14 protein-coding genes and 1 pseudogene are annotated in these 14,284 nt (G+C 71.2%); 6 read left to right on the top strand and 9 right to left on the bottom strand.

Translation table 11 applies throughout. The features are described from left to right. Window positions 1-146: 146 nt before the first annotated feature. A complete protein-coding gene (gene rpe, locus J2S22_RS11115; protein ID WP_272780059.1) occupies window positions 147-833 on the bottom strand; it encodes a ribulose-phosphate 3-epimerase in 687 nt (228 codons plus the stop codon). Between the two features lie 259 nt (window positions 834-1,092). On the opposite strand from rpe, the gene J2S22_RS11110 reads away from it, so the two are divergent. After that, complete coding sequence (locus tag J2S22_RS11110) at window positions 1,093-1,650, top strand: EF-hand domain-containing protein (RefSeq protein WP_272780058.1); 558 nt, start codon at window positions 1,093-1,095, stop codon at window positions 1,648-1,650. Window positions 1,651-1,907: 257 nt separating this feature from the next. Here J2S22_RS11110 and J2S22_RS11105 read toward each other — a convergent pair whose 3' ends face one another. Beyond that, a complete protein-coding gene (locus J2S22_RS11105; RefSeq protein WP_370878197.1) occupies window positions 1,908-2,906 on the bottom strand; it encodes a polysaccharide deacetylase family protein in 999 nt (332 codons plus the stop codon). A gap of 433 nt (window positions 2,907-3,339) precedes the next feature. Here J2S22_RS11105 and J2S22_RS11100 point away from each other — a divergent pair, with 433 nt between their 5' ends. Beyond that, window positions 3,340-4,158 (top strand): enoyl-CoA hydratase-related protein, encoded by an 819-nt coding sequence (locus J2S22_RS11100; RefSeq protein ID WP_272780057.1) that lies wholly within the window; start codon window positions 3,340-3,342, stop codon window positions 4,156-4,158. Here J2S22_RS11100 and J2S22_RS11095 read toward each other — a convergent pair. Then, complete coding sequence (locus J2S22_RS11095; RefSeq protein ID WP_272780056.1) at window positions 4,146-5,159, bottom strand: P1 family peptidase; 1,014 nt, start codon at window positions 5,157-5,159, stop codon at window positions 4,146-4,148. The two genes, J2S22_RS11100 and J2S22_RS11095, sit on opposite strands and share 13 nt — an antisense overlap. After that, complete coding sequence (locus tag J2S22_RS11090; RefSeq protein WP_272780055.1) at window positions 5,156-5,770, bottom strand: SLOG cluster 4 domain-containing protein; 615 nt, start codon at window positions 5,768-5,770, stop codon at window positions 5,156-5,158. The genes J2S22_RS11095 and J2S22_RS11090 overlap by 4 nt, the downstream gene beginning before the upstream one ends. A 147-nt stretch (window positions 5,771-5,917) precedes the next feature. Between J2S22_RS11090 and J2S22_RS11085 the strand changes: the two genes are divergently transcribed. The 4 genes and pseudogenes from J2S22_RS11085 to J2S22_RS11070 all read left to right on the top strand — a co-directional run bounded on the left by J2S22_RS11085 (window position 5,918) and on the right by J2S22_RS11070 (window position 9,019). Then, a complete protein-coding gene (locus tag J2S22_RS11085) occupies window positions 5,918-6,661 on the top strand; it encodes a cytochrome c biogenesis CcdA family protein (protein ID WP_272780054.1) in 744 nt (247 codons plus the stop codon). A 1,045-nt stretch (window positions 6,662-7,706) separates the two neighbouring features. Then, a pseudogene (gene pufB / locus J2S22_RS11080) lies at window positions 7,707-7,847 on the top strand (light-harvesting antenna LH1, beta subunit); the annotation flags it as partial. Between the two features lie 25 nt (window positions 7,848-7,872). Continuing rightward, window positions 7,873-8,052 (top strand): light-harvesting antenna LH1, alpha subunit, encoded by a 180-nt coding sequence (gene pufA / locus J2S22_RS11075; RefSeq protein ID WP_272780053.1) that lies wholly within the window; start codon window positions 7,873-7,875, stop codon window positions 8,050-8,052. A gap of 562 nt (window positions 8,053-8,614) precedes the next feature. Continuing rightward, window positions 8,615-9,019: a four-helix bundle copper-binding protein gene (locus J2S22_RS11070; protein WP_272780052.1), complete on the top strand. Its 405-nt coding sequence runs from the start codon at window positions 8,615-8,617 to the stop codon at window positions 9,017-9,019. Window positions 9,020-9,169: 150 nt separating this feature from the next. Here the strand turns inward: J2S22_RS11070 and J2S22_RS11065 are convergent, their stop codons facing one another. The 5 genes from J2S22_RS11065 to livM form a co-directional block, all read right to left on the bottom strand. Then, window positions 9,170-10,336, bottom strand: a complete 1,167-nt coding sequence (locus J2S22_RS11065; protein WP_272780051.1) for a branched-chain amino acid ABC transporter substrate-binding protein — start codon at window positions 10,334-10,336, stop codon at window positions 9,170-9,172. Window positions 10,337-10,534: 198 nt separating this feature from the next. Beyond that, a complete protein-coding gene (locus J2S22_RS11060) occupies window positions 10,535-10,864 on the bottom strand; it encodes a DUF6867 family protein (RefSeq protein WP_272780050.1) in 330 nt (109 codons plus the stop codon). 152 nt (window positions 10,865-11,016) lie between these two features. Next, window positions 11,017-11,763: an ABC transporter ATP-binding protein gene (locus J2S22_RS11055; protein ID WP_272780049.1), complete on the bottom strand. Its 747-nt coding sequence runs from the start codon at window positions 11,761-11,763 to the stop codon at window positions 11,017-11,019. Window positions 11,764-11,949: 186 nt separating this feature from the next. After that, window positions 11,950-12,855, bottom strand: a complete 906-nt coding sequence (locus J2S22_RS11050) for an ABC transporter ATP-binding protein (RefSeq protein ID WP_272780048.1) — start codon at window positions 12,853-12,855, stop codon at window positions 11,950-11,952. Further along, window positions 12,855-14,240, bottom strand: a complete 1,386-nt coding sequence (gene livM, locus J2S22_RS11045; RefSeq protein WP_272780047.1) for a high-affinity branched-chain amino acid ABC transporter permease LivM — start codon at window positions 14,238-14,240, stop codon at window positions 12,855-12,857. The genes J2S22_RS11050 and livM overlap by 1 nt, the downstream gene beginning before the upstream one ends. Window positions 14,241-14,284: the final 44 nt, after the last annotated feature.

Genomic DNA, 14,284 nt, shown 5'->3' with positions numbered 1-14,284 from the left:
CCGTCGCCAGAAAGATCCTCGTCATCGCCAACGGCCTCGTCAAAGCCGACGTCGCATACTCGCACGCTTGACATTCAAGACAGTCGCCGGGTTCGGCGCTGCGCGCCGCCCCGGAATGACGGCGAACGGATCACCCGGAAGCAGTCTCACACGATCTCGCCGCGGGCCGCGGCGGCGGCGGTGCGGATCGCCGCGATGTTGGCCTTGTAGGCCTCGGGCGTGCGGCCCTTGAACACGGCCGAGCCGGCGACCAGCACGTTGGCGCCCGCCGCCGCGATGCGGCCGGCATTCTCCGGCGTCACGCCGCCGTCGACCTCGATGTCGATCGGCCGGTCGCCGCACATCGCCCGCAGCCGCCGGATCTTCTCCAGCGCCGCCGGGATGAAGGCCTGGCCGCCGAAGCCCGGATTGACCGACATCACGAGGATCAGGTCGACGTCGTCGACGAGATACTCGACCGTGCTCTCCGGCGTGCCGGGATTGAGCGTGACGCCGGCCTTCTTGCCGAGCCGGCGGATCTCCTGCAGCGAGCGGTGCACGTGCGGGCCCGACTCGACATGCACCGTGACGATGTCCGAGCCGGCCTTGGCGAACGCCTCGAGATAGGGATCGCAGGGGGCGATCATCAGGTGGACGTCGAAGGTCCGGTCGGTGTGCGGGCGCAGCGCCTTCACGACGTCCGGGCCGATCGTGATGTTGGGGACGAAGTGCCCGTCCATCACGTCGACATGGATCCAGTCGGCGCCGGCGTCGACGACGGCGCGGACCTCCTCGCCGAGACGGGCGAAGTCGGCGGACAAAATCGATGGAGCGATCCTGAGGGGGCGATGCATGACACTCACGGATGTGGAGGGCAATTCCGGTTTGTCGCGCAGATCGCGCCGCCGCTCAAGCCGGCGCGGGCGCCTCGCGGCGGCTTTCCCCCGGTCGCGCGGGCCGGCGCGGGGCCCGGCAGAAACTGCCCGCCGGCCCGGGCGGGGGCAGGTCTTGCCGGTTTGTTAACCAGCGGGCCCCTTGAAAGCAAAGGAGAAACCGTCCGGCACGGGGCTTGCTGAGGAGGAGACCAGTTCTATCCGACCAGCGAGACGCACCATGTTCCTCACCGGTTCGGCCCTTTCGGCCCTCGACATCCTGGACTCGCTGAAGAGCCTGTTCGGCTCCAGCTCCAGCTCCTCCGCCTCGTCCGGCACCTCCGGCCAGTTCAAGGTCGACGAGGAGAAAGCCGGCAAGGACAAGACGGCCAAGGCCGATCAGAGCAGCGGCCAGGTCTCCTCCGAGACCATGCGGGCGCTGCTCGCGCTGCAGGCCAAGTCGGGCGGCGGCGTCGCCCTGACGTCCCAGGCCTTCACCCGCTTCGACCGCGACGGCAGCGGCCGGATCAGCAAGACCGAGTTCGACGACATCCTGAACGGCCTCGGCGGCACCTCGGGCGAGAAGCGCACCTCGCTGTTCGAGGCCCTCGACGGCGACGACGACGGCGAGATCACCGAGACCGAGTTCACCTCGGCGCTGTCGCGCCGCGAGAGCACGGCGGAGGCCGCCCTGCGCACCGACGCCACCATGCAGGAGATGTTCCAGCGCCTGCTGCGCCAGCAGCTCGAGATGGTCTCCACCCTGCCGACCGGCCAGAGCGTCCAGCAGCTGATCTGAGCCCTCACATTCCCTGACCCGTCATGCCCGCGCTCGTCGCGGGCATCCACGACCCGGCGGATCTGCAAGGGCAGGATCGTGGACGGCCGGGACGCGCCCCCTTCGCGGAGCACGACGCGGGAGAGGCCCGGACAGGGCCGGAACTCACGCCCCATGCGACACGAAAAAGCCCCGCCGGAGCGGGGCTTTCGCGTCTTGTCCTCAGTCGGCGCGCGAAGGTCCGTGCGCGAAGGTCGATGCGCGAGCGCCGCGGCGCCTCACTGGTCGATGGTGCGCACCACGCTGGAGGTCGGGCGGCCGGCGCCGGCGGTCGGGAGCTTCTCGTTCTTGGCGATCATGGCGTCGTATTGGGCCATCGACTGCAGGCCGTTGGCGCCCACCATGTGGACGACCTTGTAGCCGCCCTTCTTCAGCTCGGCGAGCAGCATCGGAGTCGCCTGCGCGGTGCCGTGCTGGAAGTCGTGCATCAGGATGATGCCCTTGCCGTGCTTCGCCAGCTTGTCCATCACGCGCTTCACGATCTGGTCCGGCTTCTTGATCCGGAAGTCGAACGAGTCGAGGTCGGTCGAGAAGATCGCGACGTTGCGGTCGCCCAGATAGGCGACGGCATCGGCCGGATGCTTGAGCTGCGGGAAGCGGAAGAACGGCGCGATCGGCTGGCCGATGGCGGCCTTGACGGCGCTGATTCCCTTCTCGATCTCCTCCTTCTGCTCGTCCGGCGTCTTCTTCGACAGGTCGACATGCGACCAGGTGTGCGAGCCGACCGAGTGCCCGGCCTCGTAGACCTGCTTGATGATGTCCGGATAGTAGGTCGCGTGCTTGCCGATCGAGAAGAAGATCGCCTTGACGCATTCCTGCTCGAGGGCGCGCAGCACCGCCGGCGTGTTGCCGAGCCAGGGGCCGTCGTCGAAGGTCAGCACCACCTCGCCGGGCTTGAGGAAGTCGTGCTGCTTGAAATGCTCGAAGCCGAAGCCGGGGCCACCCGAGGTGTCGATCAGCACGGTGCGCGAGACGCCGAGCGCCGACGGGTTGGCGCAGGCCGGACCCTTGACGTAGGCCGGGCCGACGAGCGGCGGCAGGTTCGGGTTGGCGGCCTTCGCGGCCGGGGCGGGCGCCGGGGCGGCGGCGGGCGTCGCGACCGGGGTGCCGGCCGGCGCGCCGGGGCGGGCCTGCGGCGGGGTCGCCCGCGGCAGGCCGCCGGCCTGGGCCACCACGATCGGCTCGGCCCCGAGGGCGTCGGCGACCGGGCGGACCACCTGCCGCGGCTCGGCCGCGACGGTCGGGGCCGGGGCTGCGACGGCGGGCGCCGCAGCGGCCGGCGAAACGGCGGGGGCAGCCTGTGAGCCGGTCCCGGCTGGCCACGGCAACCCCTTCTGAGCAAAAACGATTCCGATCGAACCGGCGACCGCCACGACGACGAGACCGGCTACCGCGGTATGGGTGCGCATGGCCTGTTCCTCTCTGGCTCGCTCCCGATTCTCGCTCCCCGATTGCGGCATCGGACGGACACGTCCGCCGCAGCGCGACTCAGTCGGTCGAGAGCCACCCGGCGTTCAATTTATCCGAATTTGTTTACCGAAATCACTCCGTACCGTCGGGATGGCCGGCGCCGGCGCGTGTTTTCGCGAGGTTGAGCAGGATCTGCAACACTCCCGACGGGCGACCCGATCGCCCGGATGGAGGACGCGCATGCCCGACTATCGTGACATCACCCTGGTGGTGGAGGGCGGCGTCGCCCGCATCACCATCGCGCGGCCGGACCGGTACAACGCCTTCCGGGCCGAGACCTGCGAGGAGCTGATCGACGCCTTCACGGCGGCCGGGTGGGACCGCGCGGTCGGCGTGATCGTGCTGACCGGCGAGGGCGACAAGGCGTTCTGCACGGGCGGCGACCAGTCCTCCCACGCCGGCGGCTACGGCGGCCGCGGGTCGATCGGCCTGCCGCTGGAGGAGCTGCACACGGTGATCCGCGACGTGCCCAAGCCGGTGATCGCCCGCGTCGACGGCTTCGCCATCGGCGGCGGCAACGTGCTGGTCACCTGCTGCGATCTCGCCATCGCCTCCGACCGCGCCGTGTTCGGCCAGGTCGGGCCGAAGGTCGGCTCGGTCGATCCGGGCTTCGGCACCGCCTTCCTGGCCCGCGTGGTCGGCGAGAAGAAGGCGCGCGAGATCTGGTTCCTGTGCCGGCGCTACACGGCCGAGCAGGCGCTCGCCATGGGGCTCGTCAACGCCGTGGTGCCGCACGCCGCGCTCGACGCCGAGGTGGCGCGCTGGTGCGACGAGATCCTGGCGCTGAGCCCGACCGCGCTGGCGCTGGCCAAGCGCGCCTTCAACGCGGATTCGGAGTCCATTCGCGGCATCTCGGCGCTCGGCATGCAGGCGGTCGGCCTGTTCTACGAGACGCCGGAGGCCAAGGAGGGCGTCGCCGCGTTCCGCGAGAAGCGGCGGCCGCGCTTCCGCGGGCCGCCCGGCGCCGGCGGCGGCGGCGACCCCGGTCAGGACGGGTAGCGCTGCCGCCAGCTCGGCAGGGCGCCCGGGAACGGCAGCGGCTCGGCCGCGTAGACGCCGCGGGCGATGGCACGGGCCACCACGGTGGCGGCGGCGGTGCCGAGCCGGGCGAGGCCTATCACGGCGTCGCCGAGGATGCGCCGGCCGGTCGCCGCGGCGAACACGATGTCGCCGTCGAGCGGCGTGTGGATCGGGTAGAGGGCGCGCGCCATGCCGTCCTGCGCCATGGTGGCGAGCCGCATCGCATGGGTGCGGCCGAGCGCGGCGTCGGTCGCCACCACGACCAGCGTGGTGCTGACCCGCTGCACGCCCTTCATCACCATGGTGAGGCCGTCGACCGGCATCTTGGAGGGGAAGCCCATGCCGCCGAACTCGCCGGCCTGCTCGAAGGGGCCGGCCCAGAACCACGGCCCGTCGCCGACCGTGGCGCTGCCGACCGCGTTGACGGCGGCGATCGCCGCGACCGTGATGCCGTCCTCGGTGACGGTCGAGGCCGAGCCGAGGCCGCCCTTGAGGTTCACCGTGGTGGCGCCGAGCCCGGCGCCGACGCTGCCCAGCGCGAAGTCCGGGCGGCCGGCGGCGGCGGCCTCGGCGGCGGCGAAGCCGAGCTCGCGATAGGGCGGGTAGGTGCCCCAGGCCTTGTCGCCGCCGTTGATCAGGTCGAACAGCGCGGCGCCCGGCACGATCGGCACCCGCACGTCGCGGATCGCGAAGCCGCGGCCCTGGCCGCGCAGGAACGCCTGGGCGCCGGCACAGGCGTCGAGCCCGAAGGCGGAGCCGCCGGACAGCACGATCGCGTCGATCTTCTCGACCGTGCGGCCGGCGTCGAGCAGGTCGGTCTCGCGGGTGCCGGGGCCGCCGCCGCGCACGTCGCAGGCGGCGATCACCGGCTCCTCGAACAGGACGCAGGTGACGCCGGAGGCGAGCCTGGCGTCGTCGGCGTGGCCGACCGAGACGCCGGCGACGTCGGTGAGGAGGTTGCGACGGGGCGTGGTCGTCATGATCGGAGGTCCCGGATGGAGAAGCCGTCGCGCGTCAGGATGCGGACGAGGTGCGGAACGGCCGCGGCGGCCGTCTCGACACGGTGGAAGGCGGCGCACAGATCCGGCCCGAACTCGTCGGCCGGGCCGACCAGCACGGTGCGGCGCTCGGCCGGCGGCCGCTCCTGCTCGCCCCGGAAGCGGGCCGCGATGGCGAGCTCGTTGCGGGTGCCGACGGCGCCCGGCAGGGACACCAGCGCGTCGGCCGTGAACACGTTGACGTGGTTGCGCGACGGCTGCGCGACCCAGTCCTCGACCCGCGGCGGCAGCGCCGTGAAGACGGCGAGCTCGACATGCGGGTTGGGGTAGGGGCCGGCCTCCGGATCGCGATGCGGCGCGTCGAGCGGGCCGTCCGGCGCGCGCGGCACCATGCCGAGCGACAGGCCGGCGCGGCCGGGCTCGGCGACGAAGCCCTCGGCGGCCGCCGCCATCACGCCGAACCCCGCCCCGGTGAGGAGATGGGCGCCGAGCCGCGCCACCAGCCGGCCGACCTCGCGGGCGAGCGCCGCACGCTCCGACGAGACGGGCGAGCCGCTGCCGAGAACGGCGACGACGGGAAGCTTCTGGCGCATGGAACCGCGAACCTGATCGCCACCACCCGATACGGATTCGCCGGCACGGTCAACCGATCCGCGGGCCCGGAGAGGCCCGGCGGCACCGGCGGGGGGCGCGGCGGCGTCGCGCTTGCCTTGCCGGCGGCGACGGCGCATCACGGGGCCATGACGGACGTCTCCTTCCTGTGGGCCCTGCTCGCCGGGGTGGTCAGCTTCCTCAGCCCCTGCGTGCTGCCGCTGGTGCCGCCCTACCTGGTCTATCTGGCCGGCGCCTCGATCGAGCGGGTGGCCGGCGCCGGCGCGCCCGCCGGCCCGCCGGCGCGCGACCGCCGCGGCACCGTGCTGGCGGCGCTGCTGTTCGTCGCCGGCTTCTCGACCGTGTTCGTCGCGCTGGGCGCCAGCGCCAGCGTGATCGGGCGGCTGCTGCGCGCCTATTCGGACGTGCTGTCGATCGTCGCCGGCGTGGTGATCATCGCCATGGGCCTGCACTTCCTCGGGCTGACCCGGGTCGGCGCGCTGATGCGCGAGAAGCGGCTGCCGATGCCGCGGCCGGTCGGCCTGTGGGGCGCCTATGTGATGGGGCTCGCCTTCGCGTTCGGCTGGACGCCGTGCATCGGGCCGATCCTGGCGACCATCCTGGCGGTCGCCGGCAGCAAGGAGACGGTGCTCAAGGGGGCCGCGCTGCTCGCCGTCTACTCGGCCGGCCTCGGCCTGCCGTTTCTGCTCGCCGCCTTCGCGGTGGAGCCGTTCGCCGCCTTCCTGGCCCGCTTCAAGCGCCATCTCAGCATGGTCGAGAAGGGGATGGGCGCGCTGCTGGTGCTCACCGGCCTCGCCTTCCTGTTCGGCCTGGTCAACCAGGTGAGCTTCCTCCTGCTCGAGTGGTTCCCGGTGCTCGGCACCATCGGCTGACCGGCCGCCGCTCCCGCCCCGGAACCGCTGCCGGGGCGGCCGAAGCGGCCGCCGGGGCGGCCGCCGGCGCCCGGATGCGTCAGGCGCGCCGGACAGACTCGTTGTGCGGCGCGCAAATTCCGTGTCAGGCCGGACGCGACACATCGGCGCGTGCGACGCCGTGTCCGCCCCCCGCAGCGAGCGCGACCCTAGTGCGCCCGGATAGGTCGCTCCGCCGCGAATTCCGCGGCTCCGGGCCCGACCCGTTGCGGCACACGGCCTCCCGCCGACGGGCGGACTCCGGGACCTATCCGGCCGGTGATAGTGCGACGAGCCAGACACATTAGCCGCGGGAAATTACGTATTGCTCCTCGTTGACACTCGGGAATGTAAAGGTAGCATTACACTGGACTGTTAAGACATAACGACGTGAGGCGGCCAGACGGCAGGACTGAAGCGACCGACGCTCCTGGGCTCGACCACATTGTTCTCGTTCTCGCGCGACGGAAGGCACCGCACTGCGTGTCGACCGGTTTCGCACATTCCTTCGAGATGGTGGCCCGGGGACCATCGATCGTTCCGGCGCGGATGCCGGACAGCCTGACAGTGGACGGGGGTCTGCCGGCGGCAGGCTCGGTTCGGCGCGCGACAATTGGGTCGCGCGGCGGGCGCTGACGTGACCGCGTTCGGTGCCGGCGACCAGCCGGCGCTCGCGCGGACCGGCACGACAGATCCGTTCCGCAGCTGGCCGGCCGCTCGCGGCGAGGTTCACGACGGGCGACCGGAATTCGGCGCTCGCGACGTGCGGCAGGCCGGGCGACCGGCCGTCGAAAGCGGGACACTGATGAAGGACTTCAAGTTCAACGAGGACGTGGTCGGCTGGGCGAGGCCATTCGCGCGATGGCTGAACGATGTCGACTGGAACGCGACCTGGCGCACGTTCTCGGTCCAGTATTCCCCCGATGCCATCGGGCGGAATGTCGGTCGTGGCGCTCGCCACGACAAAACCCGGCATGCGGGACGTTTGCAGCGACGGCCCGCGGCTACCTCAATGGAGGGTATACAGATGGCTGAACCAAATCGGAGCCTGTCCGGCCTGACCGAGGAGGAGGCGCTCGAGTTCCACGCCCAGTTCAAGACCACCTTCACGGCCTTCATGGTGATCTGCGTCCTCGCCCACGTCCTCGTGTGGGCCTGGAAGCCCTGGTACTGAGCGAGAGGGGATTTAGGCTATGTCGAACCCGCAAGACGACTACAAGATCTGGCTGGTCCTCAATCCGTCGACCTGGCTGCCCGTGATCTGGATCGCCGCGCTCGTCGTCGCGATCGCGATCCACGCGCTGGTGCTCACCCACCCGCGCTACAGCCACCTCTCGATCGCCGACAAGATCTACGCCGAGAAGGCGAAGTAGTCCGCGCGCCTTCGGCGCTTCTCCTCTTTTCGAGGAGCGTGCGCAGGCGGGTGGCCGGGATCCTCGGATCACGTCCGCCCGTATCGTCGGAAAGGCTTTTCGCCGTTTCGACGAGGTGACGCGTGGTGCCTCGCGGTCCACGCGTCAGCCCTGCGCCGCCGGGCCGGCTCCGGCCGGACGACCGGATGCGTCGGTTGATTGGTGGTGATGCACGTACTACCGAAAACCACGGGTGCCGAAGCTCGCTTCGGCGCCCGTTTTCGTTTCGGGCTCGGCGTGTCTCCCGGGCTTCGGCCTTCCTCCGCGCTCCGGCCGTGCGGCGCTCCGGCCCGGGCTCCGGCTGGGCCGGACTCCGGTGCCGTCCCGGGCCTCCGTCGCGCGTTCCTTCGGTACGGGTGCGGTCGATCGCCGCCGGCGCGCGAAACCCGTCTGCGCGTCCGCGGTTGGACCGGCAGGGGCCCGCGTCCCGCCCGCGCGGACCGTGCGGGCGCCCGACGCGTCCGACCCGCTCGCCCCAGACCCCTCGCGCGCCCCCCTCGCGCGACACACGGGAGCCCGACCGATGCACGCCCAACAGATGATCCGCAGCCACCCCGACATCCGCGGCCATGCCAACGACGCGCTGATCCGCTGCATCGAGGCCTGCTACGCCTGCGCCCAGGCCTGCACCTCGTGCGCCGACGCCTGCCTGGGCGAGGAGATGGTCGACCAGCTCCGCCAGTGCATCCGCCTCGACCTCGACTGCGCCGACGTGTGCCTGGCCACCGGCGCGCTGGCGAGCCGCCGCACCGGCGGCAACGAGGCGGTGCTGTCGAGCATGCTCGGCACCTGTGCGCTCGCCTGCAGCCAGTGCGCCGCCGAATGCGAGCGGCACGCCAAGCACCACGCCCACTGCCGCATCTGCGCAGAGGCCTGCCGGGCCTGCGAGCAGGCCTGCAACGACGCGGTCCGCACCGTGGCGCACTGACCGTGGCGCACCGGCCGGGGCGCACCGACGGCGGCCGGCGGGGACGCCGGACCGAAACGAAAACCCGCCGGGTCGCCCCGGCGGGTCGCGGTGTCGATAGCGCGGTGTCGGTGGTGCGGTGTCGGTGGCGCGTTCGGCCGTCCGCGGCGGCTACTCCGCCTCGAAATAGGACAGCTTGCCGTCCGGGCCCTTCTTCCAGACATAGAGGACGTAGCGGTCCTTCTTCTTGCCGTCGACCAGGTAGCCGTCGTTGGAGACGTCGCCCTTCTTGTCGAACGACAGGGTGCCGAGCACGGTGTCGAACGGCTTGCCGCTCGCCATCACGGCCGCCACCTTCTTCGGGTCGGTGGACTTCGCCTGCTCGATCGCCGCCTTGATGATCTGCACGCCGGCGTAGCTGTACAGCGTGTAGGCCTGCGGCTCGAACCCGCGCTTGCGGAAGACCTCGACGATCGCCGCGTTCTTCGGGTTGGTACGCGGGTCCGGCGAGAAGGTCATCAGGGTGCCCTCGGCGCCGGGGCCGGCGATCGAGGCGAACTCGTCGTCGGCCATGCCGTCGCCGCCCATCATCGGCGCCTTGACGCCCTGGTCGCGCATCTGGCGCAGGATCAGGCCGCCGGTGTCGTGCAGGCCGCCCCAGTAGACGAGGTCCGGATTGGCCGCCTTGAGCTTGGAGACCAGCGCCGTGAAGTCCTTGTCGTCCTTGTTGACGCCCTCGTAGAGGACCTCCTTGACGCCCTTGGCGTTCATCGCCTTGCGGGTCTCGTCGGCCAGCCCCTGGCCGTAGGTCGTCTTGTCGTGGATGACGGCGACGCGCTTGCCCTTGAAGCGGTCGGCGATGATGGCGCCGGCCATGCCGCCCTGCTGGTCGTCGCGGCCGCAGACGCGGAACATGTTCCACATCTTGCGCTCGGTGATCTTCGGGTTGGTGGCGGCCGGGGTGACCGACAGCATGCCGTTGTCCTGATAGACCTCCGAGGCCGGCATGGTGACGCCGGAGTTGAAGTGGCCGACCACGAACTTGACGCCGTCGGCCGCGAACTTGTTGGCGACCGACACGCCCTCCTTGGGGTCGCCGCGGTCGTCGCCGGCGGACAGCTCGATCTTCTGGCCCATGATGCCGCCGGCCGCGTTGATGTCGGCAACCGCCTGCTCGACGCCCTGCTTGAGCTGCGCCCCGAAGGCGGCGCTGCCGCCCGTCATCGGGCCGCCGACGCCCATGCGGATCTGCGCCTGCGCGCCGTCCGTGGTGGCGAGGCCGAGCGCCAGGCCGAGCGCGAGGCCGAATGGGAGGACCTTGGTCCCGCCGTGGATCATCGATCACCTCCTGCAATGGTCGTGGGCCATGGGTGTGGCCATGGACGGGTGGCGCCGCGGCGCCCGTTCGGACCGGCACGATCCCGCATTTGACACGGAATCGGGGCGGAAAGTTATCCGGCAACGCCGGCCGGGCCGGCCGTCCCGCCCGCGGCGCGGTGCCGCGCCGGCGCTCCGGCGGCGGCGGCCGCCGCCGGCTCAGTCGGGGGCGCTCGGCGCCAGCAGGAAACCGTACTGGCGCGCCATCTGGCGCCGCCGGGTGGTGCGGAAGCCGAGAAGCGCGATGGCGATCAGGATCGCGGTGTCGACCGCGTAGAACCAGGGCGACAACAGCGTCCCGTCGAACAGCGCGAAGTGGACGAAGCGCACCGCGAAGCCGAGCACCAGCATGGCCAGCGCCGCCGTCCACCACGGCCGCCAGATCCGCGCGATGGCGCGGCCCGACAGCCAAGCGCCGGCGCCGCCCAGCACGACGGTGACCAGCAGGAACACGCCGAAGGAGTTTTCCTCGTAGAGCAGGCCTTGCATGTCGGCGCCCCGGTTTCATTGCCGGTCATTCCGGGACGCGCGGAACGCGCGGACCCGGAATCCAGCCGCGCGTGCGGCGTTCGTGTCTGGATTCCGGGTTCGCTGGCCTTCGGCCAGCGCCCCGGAATGACGGTACGACATCGCGACCACGTCTAGTGCCCCGTGGTCGCCGCCTCGCGGCGGCCGCCTTCGAGATAGGCGGCCTTGACCTCGGGCCGCTCGAGGAGCTCGCGCCCGCTGCCCGTCATGGTGATGGTGCCGTTGACCATCACATAGGCGCGGTGGGCGAGCTTGAGCGCATGGAAGGCGTTCTGCTCGACCAGGAACACGGTGAGGCCGCGCGAGCGGTTCAGCTCGCGCACGATGTCGAAGATCGCCTGGGCGATCAGGGGCGCGAGCCCTAGCGACGGCTCGTCGAGCAGCAGGAGCCGCGGCCGGCTCATCAGGGCGCGGGCGATGGCGAGCATCTGCTGCTCGCCGCCGGAGAGCGTGCCGCCGCGCTGGCCGATGCGCTCGGCGAGCCGCGGGAAGAAGGCGAGCACGCGGTCGAGCTCGGCCGGGTCGGCGTCGCGGCCGGCCGCCACCATGCCCATCTGCAGGTTCTCCAGCACGGTCATGCGGCCGAAGATGCGCCGCCCCTCGGGCGACTGGGCGATGCGCAGGCGGGCGATCTCGTGGGTCGGCAGCGCCGTGATGTCGCGGCCGTCGAACACGATGCGGCCCTCGCGGGCGCGCGGGTTGCCGCAGATGGTCATCATCAGGGTCGACTTGCCGGCCCCGTTGGCGCCGATCAGGGTGACGATCTCGCCCTCGTGCACGGCGAGATCGACGCCCTTCAGCGCCATGATGCTCCCGTAATAGGTCTTCACGCCGCGCACGGCGAGCAGCGGCTCAGCCATGGCGGGACTCCGTCCAGACGACGGTCATTCCGGGGCGCACCACCCGGATCGGCGCTGCGCGCCGTCCGAGTGCAGGCTCCGGTGCGAACCCGGAATCCAGCAACAAACTCCGAGCCCGTGGCTGGATTCCGGGTTCGGCGCGTCGCGCCGCCCCGGAACGACCAGCAGAGCAGTTCGCCTCTGTCCTCACAGCCCGACCTCCGCCTCGACGGCCTCGACCTCGTCGTCGGCGACGCCCAGATAGGCGGCGATCACCTTCTGGTCGTTGCGGACCTCCTCGGGGGTGCCGTCGGCGATCTTGACGCCGTAGTCGAGCACGACGACGTGGTCGGAGATCTCCATCACCACGCTCATGTCGTGCTCGATCAGCAGCACCGAGGTCGCGTGGCGGTCGCGGATGGTCAGGATCAGCTCGTTGAGCGCCGCGCTCTCGCGCGGATTGAGGCCGGCGGCGGGCTCGTCGAGGCACAGCAGCACCGGGTCGGTGCACATGGCGCGGGCGATCTCGAGCCGCCGCTGGGCGCCGTAGGGCAGGGCGCCGGCCGGCTCGTCGGCGCGGTCGAGGAGACCGGTCAGCGCCAGCCAGTGCTTCGCCTTGTCGATGGCGGCGCGCTCGGCCCGCCGGTAGCTCGCGACGCCGAGCACGCCGAGCAGGGAGAAGCCGGAGGCCAGCATCAGCGGCGCGTGCTGGGCGACCAGCAGGTTCTCCAGCACGGTCATGCCGGAGAACAGCCGGATGTTCTGGAAGGTGCGCGCCACCTTGGCCTGGCGCGACACCAGGTGGTCGGGCATGCGCTCGAGCAGGAACAGGCCGCCATTGGCGAGCGTCAGGTGGCGGTCGCCGCGCCGGGTCAGCGCCTCCAGCTCGTCCCACAGCCCCGCCTCGCCGTGCACCACGGCGATGCGGCCCTCGGTCGGCTTGTAGAAGCCGGTGATGCAGTTGAACACCGTGGTCTTGCCCGCGCCGTTGGGGCCGATCAGCGCCGTGATCTCGCCGCGCCGCGCCGTGAAGCCGAGGTCGCCGACGGCGACGAGCCCGCCGAACCGCATGGTCAGGTGCTCGACCCGGAGCAGGGGAGGCGCCACCGCCATCAGCCGTGACCCTCCTTGACGAGCGAGCCGGCGACGGCCTTGCGCTCCTTCAGGAACACGGAGGGCGCGCGCGACGAGATCAGGCCGCGCGGCTTCCAGATCATGATCAGCACCATGGCGAAGCCGAACAGCAGCATGCGGTACTGGGTCGGGTCGAACTCGCGGCCGAACACCTCCTTGAGGACGTCGAGCTCGCGCAGGAGCTCGGTGCCGCCGATCATCGCCACCGCCGCGACGGCGACGCCGATCTGGCTGCCCATGCCGCCCAGCACCACGATGGCGACGATGGTGGCCGATTCCATGAAGGTGAAGCTCTCCGGCGAGATGAAGCCCTGGCGGGCGGCGAAGAACGAGCCGGCGAAGCCGCCGAACATGGCGCCGATGGCGAAGGCGGTGAGCTTGGTGGTCGTGGTGTCGATGCCGAGCGAGCGGCAGGCGATCTCGTCCTCGCGCAGCGCCTCCCAGGCGCGGCCGATCGGCAGCCGCCTGAGCCGCACGGTCACGAAGGCGGTGAGCAGGGCGAGCGCCAGGATGATGTAGTAGAGGAAGATCCCGCGATAGATCGGCGAGAATTCCAGCCCGAAGACGGCGGCGAAGCCCTCGTCGGAGGCGTTGAACGGGATGCCGAAGAAGGTCGGGCGCGGGATCCCGCTGATGCCGGCGTAGCCGTTGGTCACCGGCACCCAGTTGATCAGAACGAGCCGGATGATCTCGCCGAAGGCCAGCGTCACGATGGCGAGATAGTCGCCGCGCAGCCGCAGCACCGGGAAGCCCAGGATGATGCCCCAGAACGCCGCGAGAATGCCGGCGAGCGGCAGCAGGGTGAAGAACGAGAAGCCGAACTCCTTGGCCAGCAGCGCGTAGGCGTAGGCGCCGACCGCGTAGAAGGCGACGTAGCCGAGATCGAGGAGGCCGGCGAGCCCGACCACGATGTTCAGGCCGAAGCCGAGCATCACGTAGATCAGGATCTGGATGCCGAAATTGTCGATCCACTTCACCGAGCCCTGCATGCCGGTGAGCCACAGGGCGAGGAACGGGAAGACGATCACGAAGCCGACGGCGAAAGGCGGGAACCAGCGCCCGAAGGCGGCCGCGGCGCGCGCCAGCGCGGCGTTCTCGTGCGGTACCCGGCGGCCGCGCCGCTCCCGCCACGGCGCGATCAGGAGAGAGTTGACCAGGCTGCCGCCGACCACCATGGCGACCAGGACGACGAGCAGCGGCCAGCGGGTGTCGAGCCTGAGCTCGCCGCGGATGTCCTGCACGGCCTGCAGGCCGATCAGCGGCACGAACACGGCGAGCGCGACGCCGCCCCAGATCGCGGCGTCCCTGGCGGCGCGCAGCGCCATCGCGCCGGCGCCAGCGGGACGAGCGCCATCGGGACTCATGCGGCGCCCCGCGTCACGCAGGTCGCTTCGCCTCTCCCCGGCGG

The organism is Rhodoplanes tepidamans (assembly GCF_030813915.1).
GTDB classification, from domain to species: Bacteria; Pseudomonadota; Alphaproteobacteria; order Rhizobiales; family Xanthobacteraceae; genus Rhodoplanes; species Rhodoplanes tepidamans.
Note: the sequence above shows the minus strand (reverse complement) of the source record. Positions and strands in the feature narration are given on the sequence as shown.

What these genes read in the sequence shown, in the direction of transcription:
- rpe (WP_272780059.1), bottom strand. Translation starts at nt 833, where the DNA reads ATGCATCGCCCCCTCAGGATCGCTCCATCGATTTTGTCCGCCGACTTC.
- J2S22_RS11110 (WP_272780058.1), top strand. Translation starts at nt 1,093, where the DNA reads ATGTTCCTCACCGGTTCGGCCCTTTCGGCCCTCGACATCCTGGACTCG.
- J2S22_RS11100 (WP_272780057.1), top strand. Translation starts at nt 3,340, where the DNA reads ATGCCCGACTATCGTGACATCACCCTGGTGGTGGAGGGCGGCGTCGCC.
- J2S22_RS11095 (WP_272780056.1), bottom strand. Translation starts at nt 5,159, where the DNA reads ATGACGACCACGCCCCGTCGCAACCTCCTCACCGACGTCGCCGGCGTC.
- J2S22_RS11090 (WP_272780055.1), bottom strand. Translation starts at nt 5,770, where the DNA reads ATGCGCCAGAAGCTTCCCGTCGTCGCCGTTCTCGGCAGCGGCTCGCCC.
- J2S22_RS11085 (WP_272780054.1), top strand. Translation starts at nt 5,918, where the DNA reads ATGACGGACGTCTCCTTCCTGTGGGCCCTGCTCGCCGGGGTGGTCAGC.
- pufA (WP_272780053.1), top strand. Translation starts at nt 7,873, where the DNA reads ATGTCGAACCCGCAAGACGACTACAAGATCTGGCTGGTCCTCAATCCG.
- J2S22_RS11070 (WP_272780052.1), top strand. Translation starts at nt 8,615, where the DNA reads ATGCACGCCCAACAGATGATCCGCAGCCACCCCGACATCCGCGGCCAT.
- J2S22_RS11065 (WP_272780051.1), bottom strand. Translation starts at nt 10,336, where the DNA reads ATGATCCACGGCGGGACCAAGGTCCTCCCATTCGGCCTCGCGCTCGGC.
- J2S22_RS11060 (WP_272780050.1), bottom strand. Translation starts at nt 10,864, where the DNA reads ATGCAAGGCCTGCTCTACGAGGAAAACTCCTTCGGCGTGTTCCTGCTG.
- J2S22_RS11055 (WP_272780049.1), bottom strand. Translation starts at nt 11,763, where the DNA reads ATGGCTGAGCCGCTGCTCGCCGTGCGCGGCGTGAAGACCTATTACGGG.
- J2S22_RS11050 (WP_272780048.1), bottom strand. Translation starts at nt 12,855, where the DNA reads ATGGCGGTGGCGCCTCCCCTGCTCCGGGTCGAGCACCTGACCATGCGG.
- livM (WP_272780047.1), bottom strand. Translation starts at nt 14,240, where the DNA reads ATGAGTCCCGATGGCGCTCGTCCCGCTGGCGCCGGCGCGATGGCGCTG.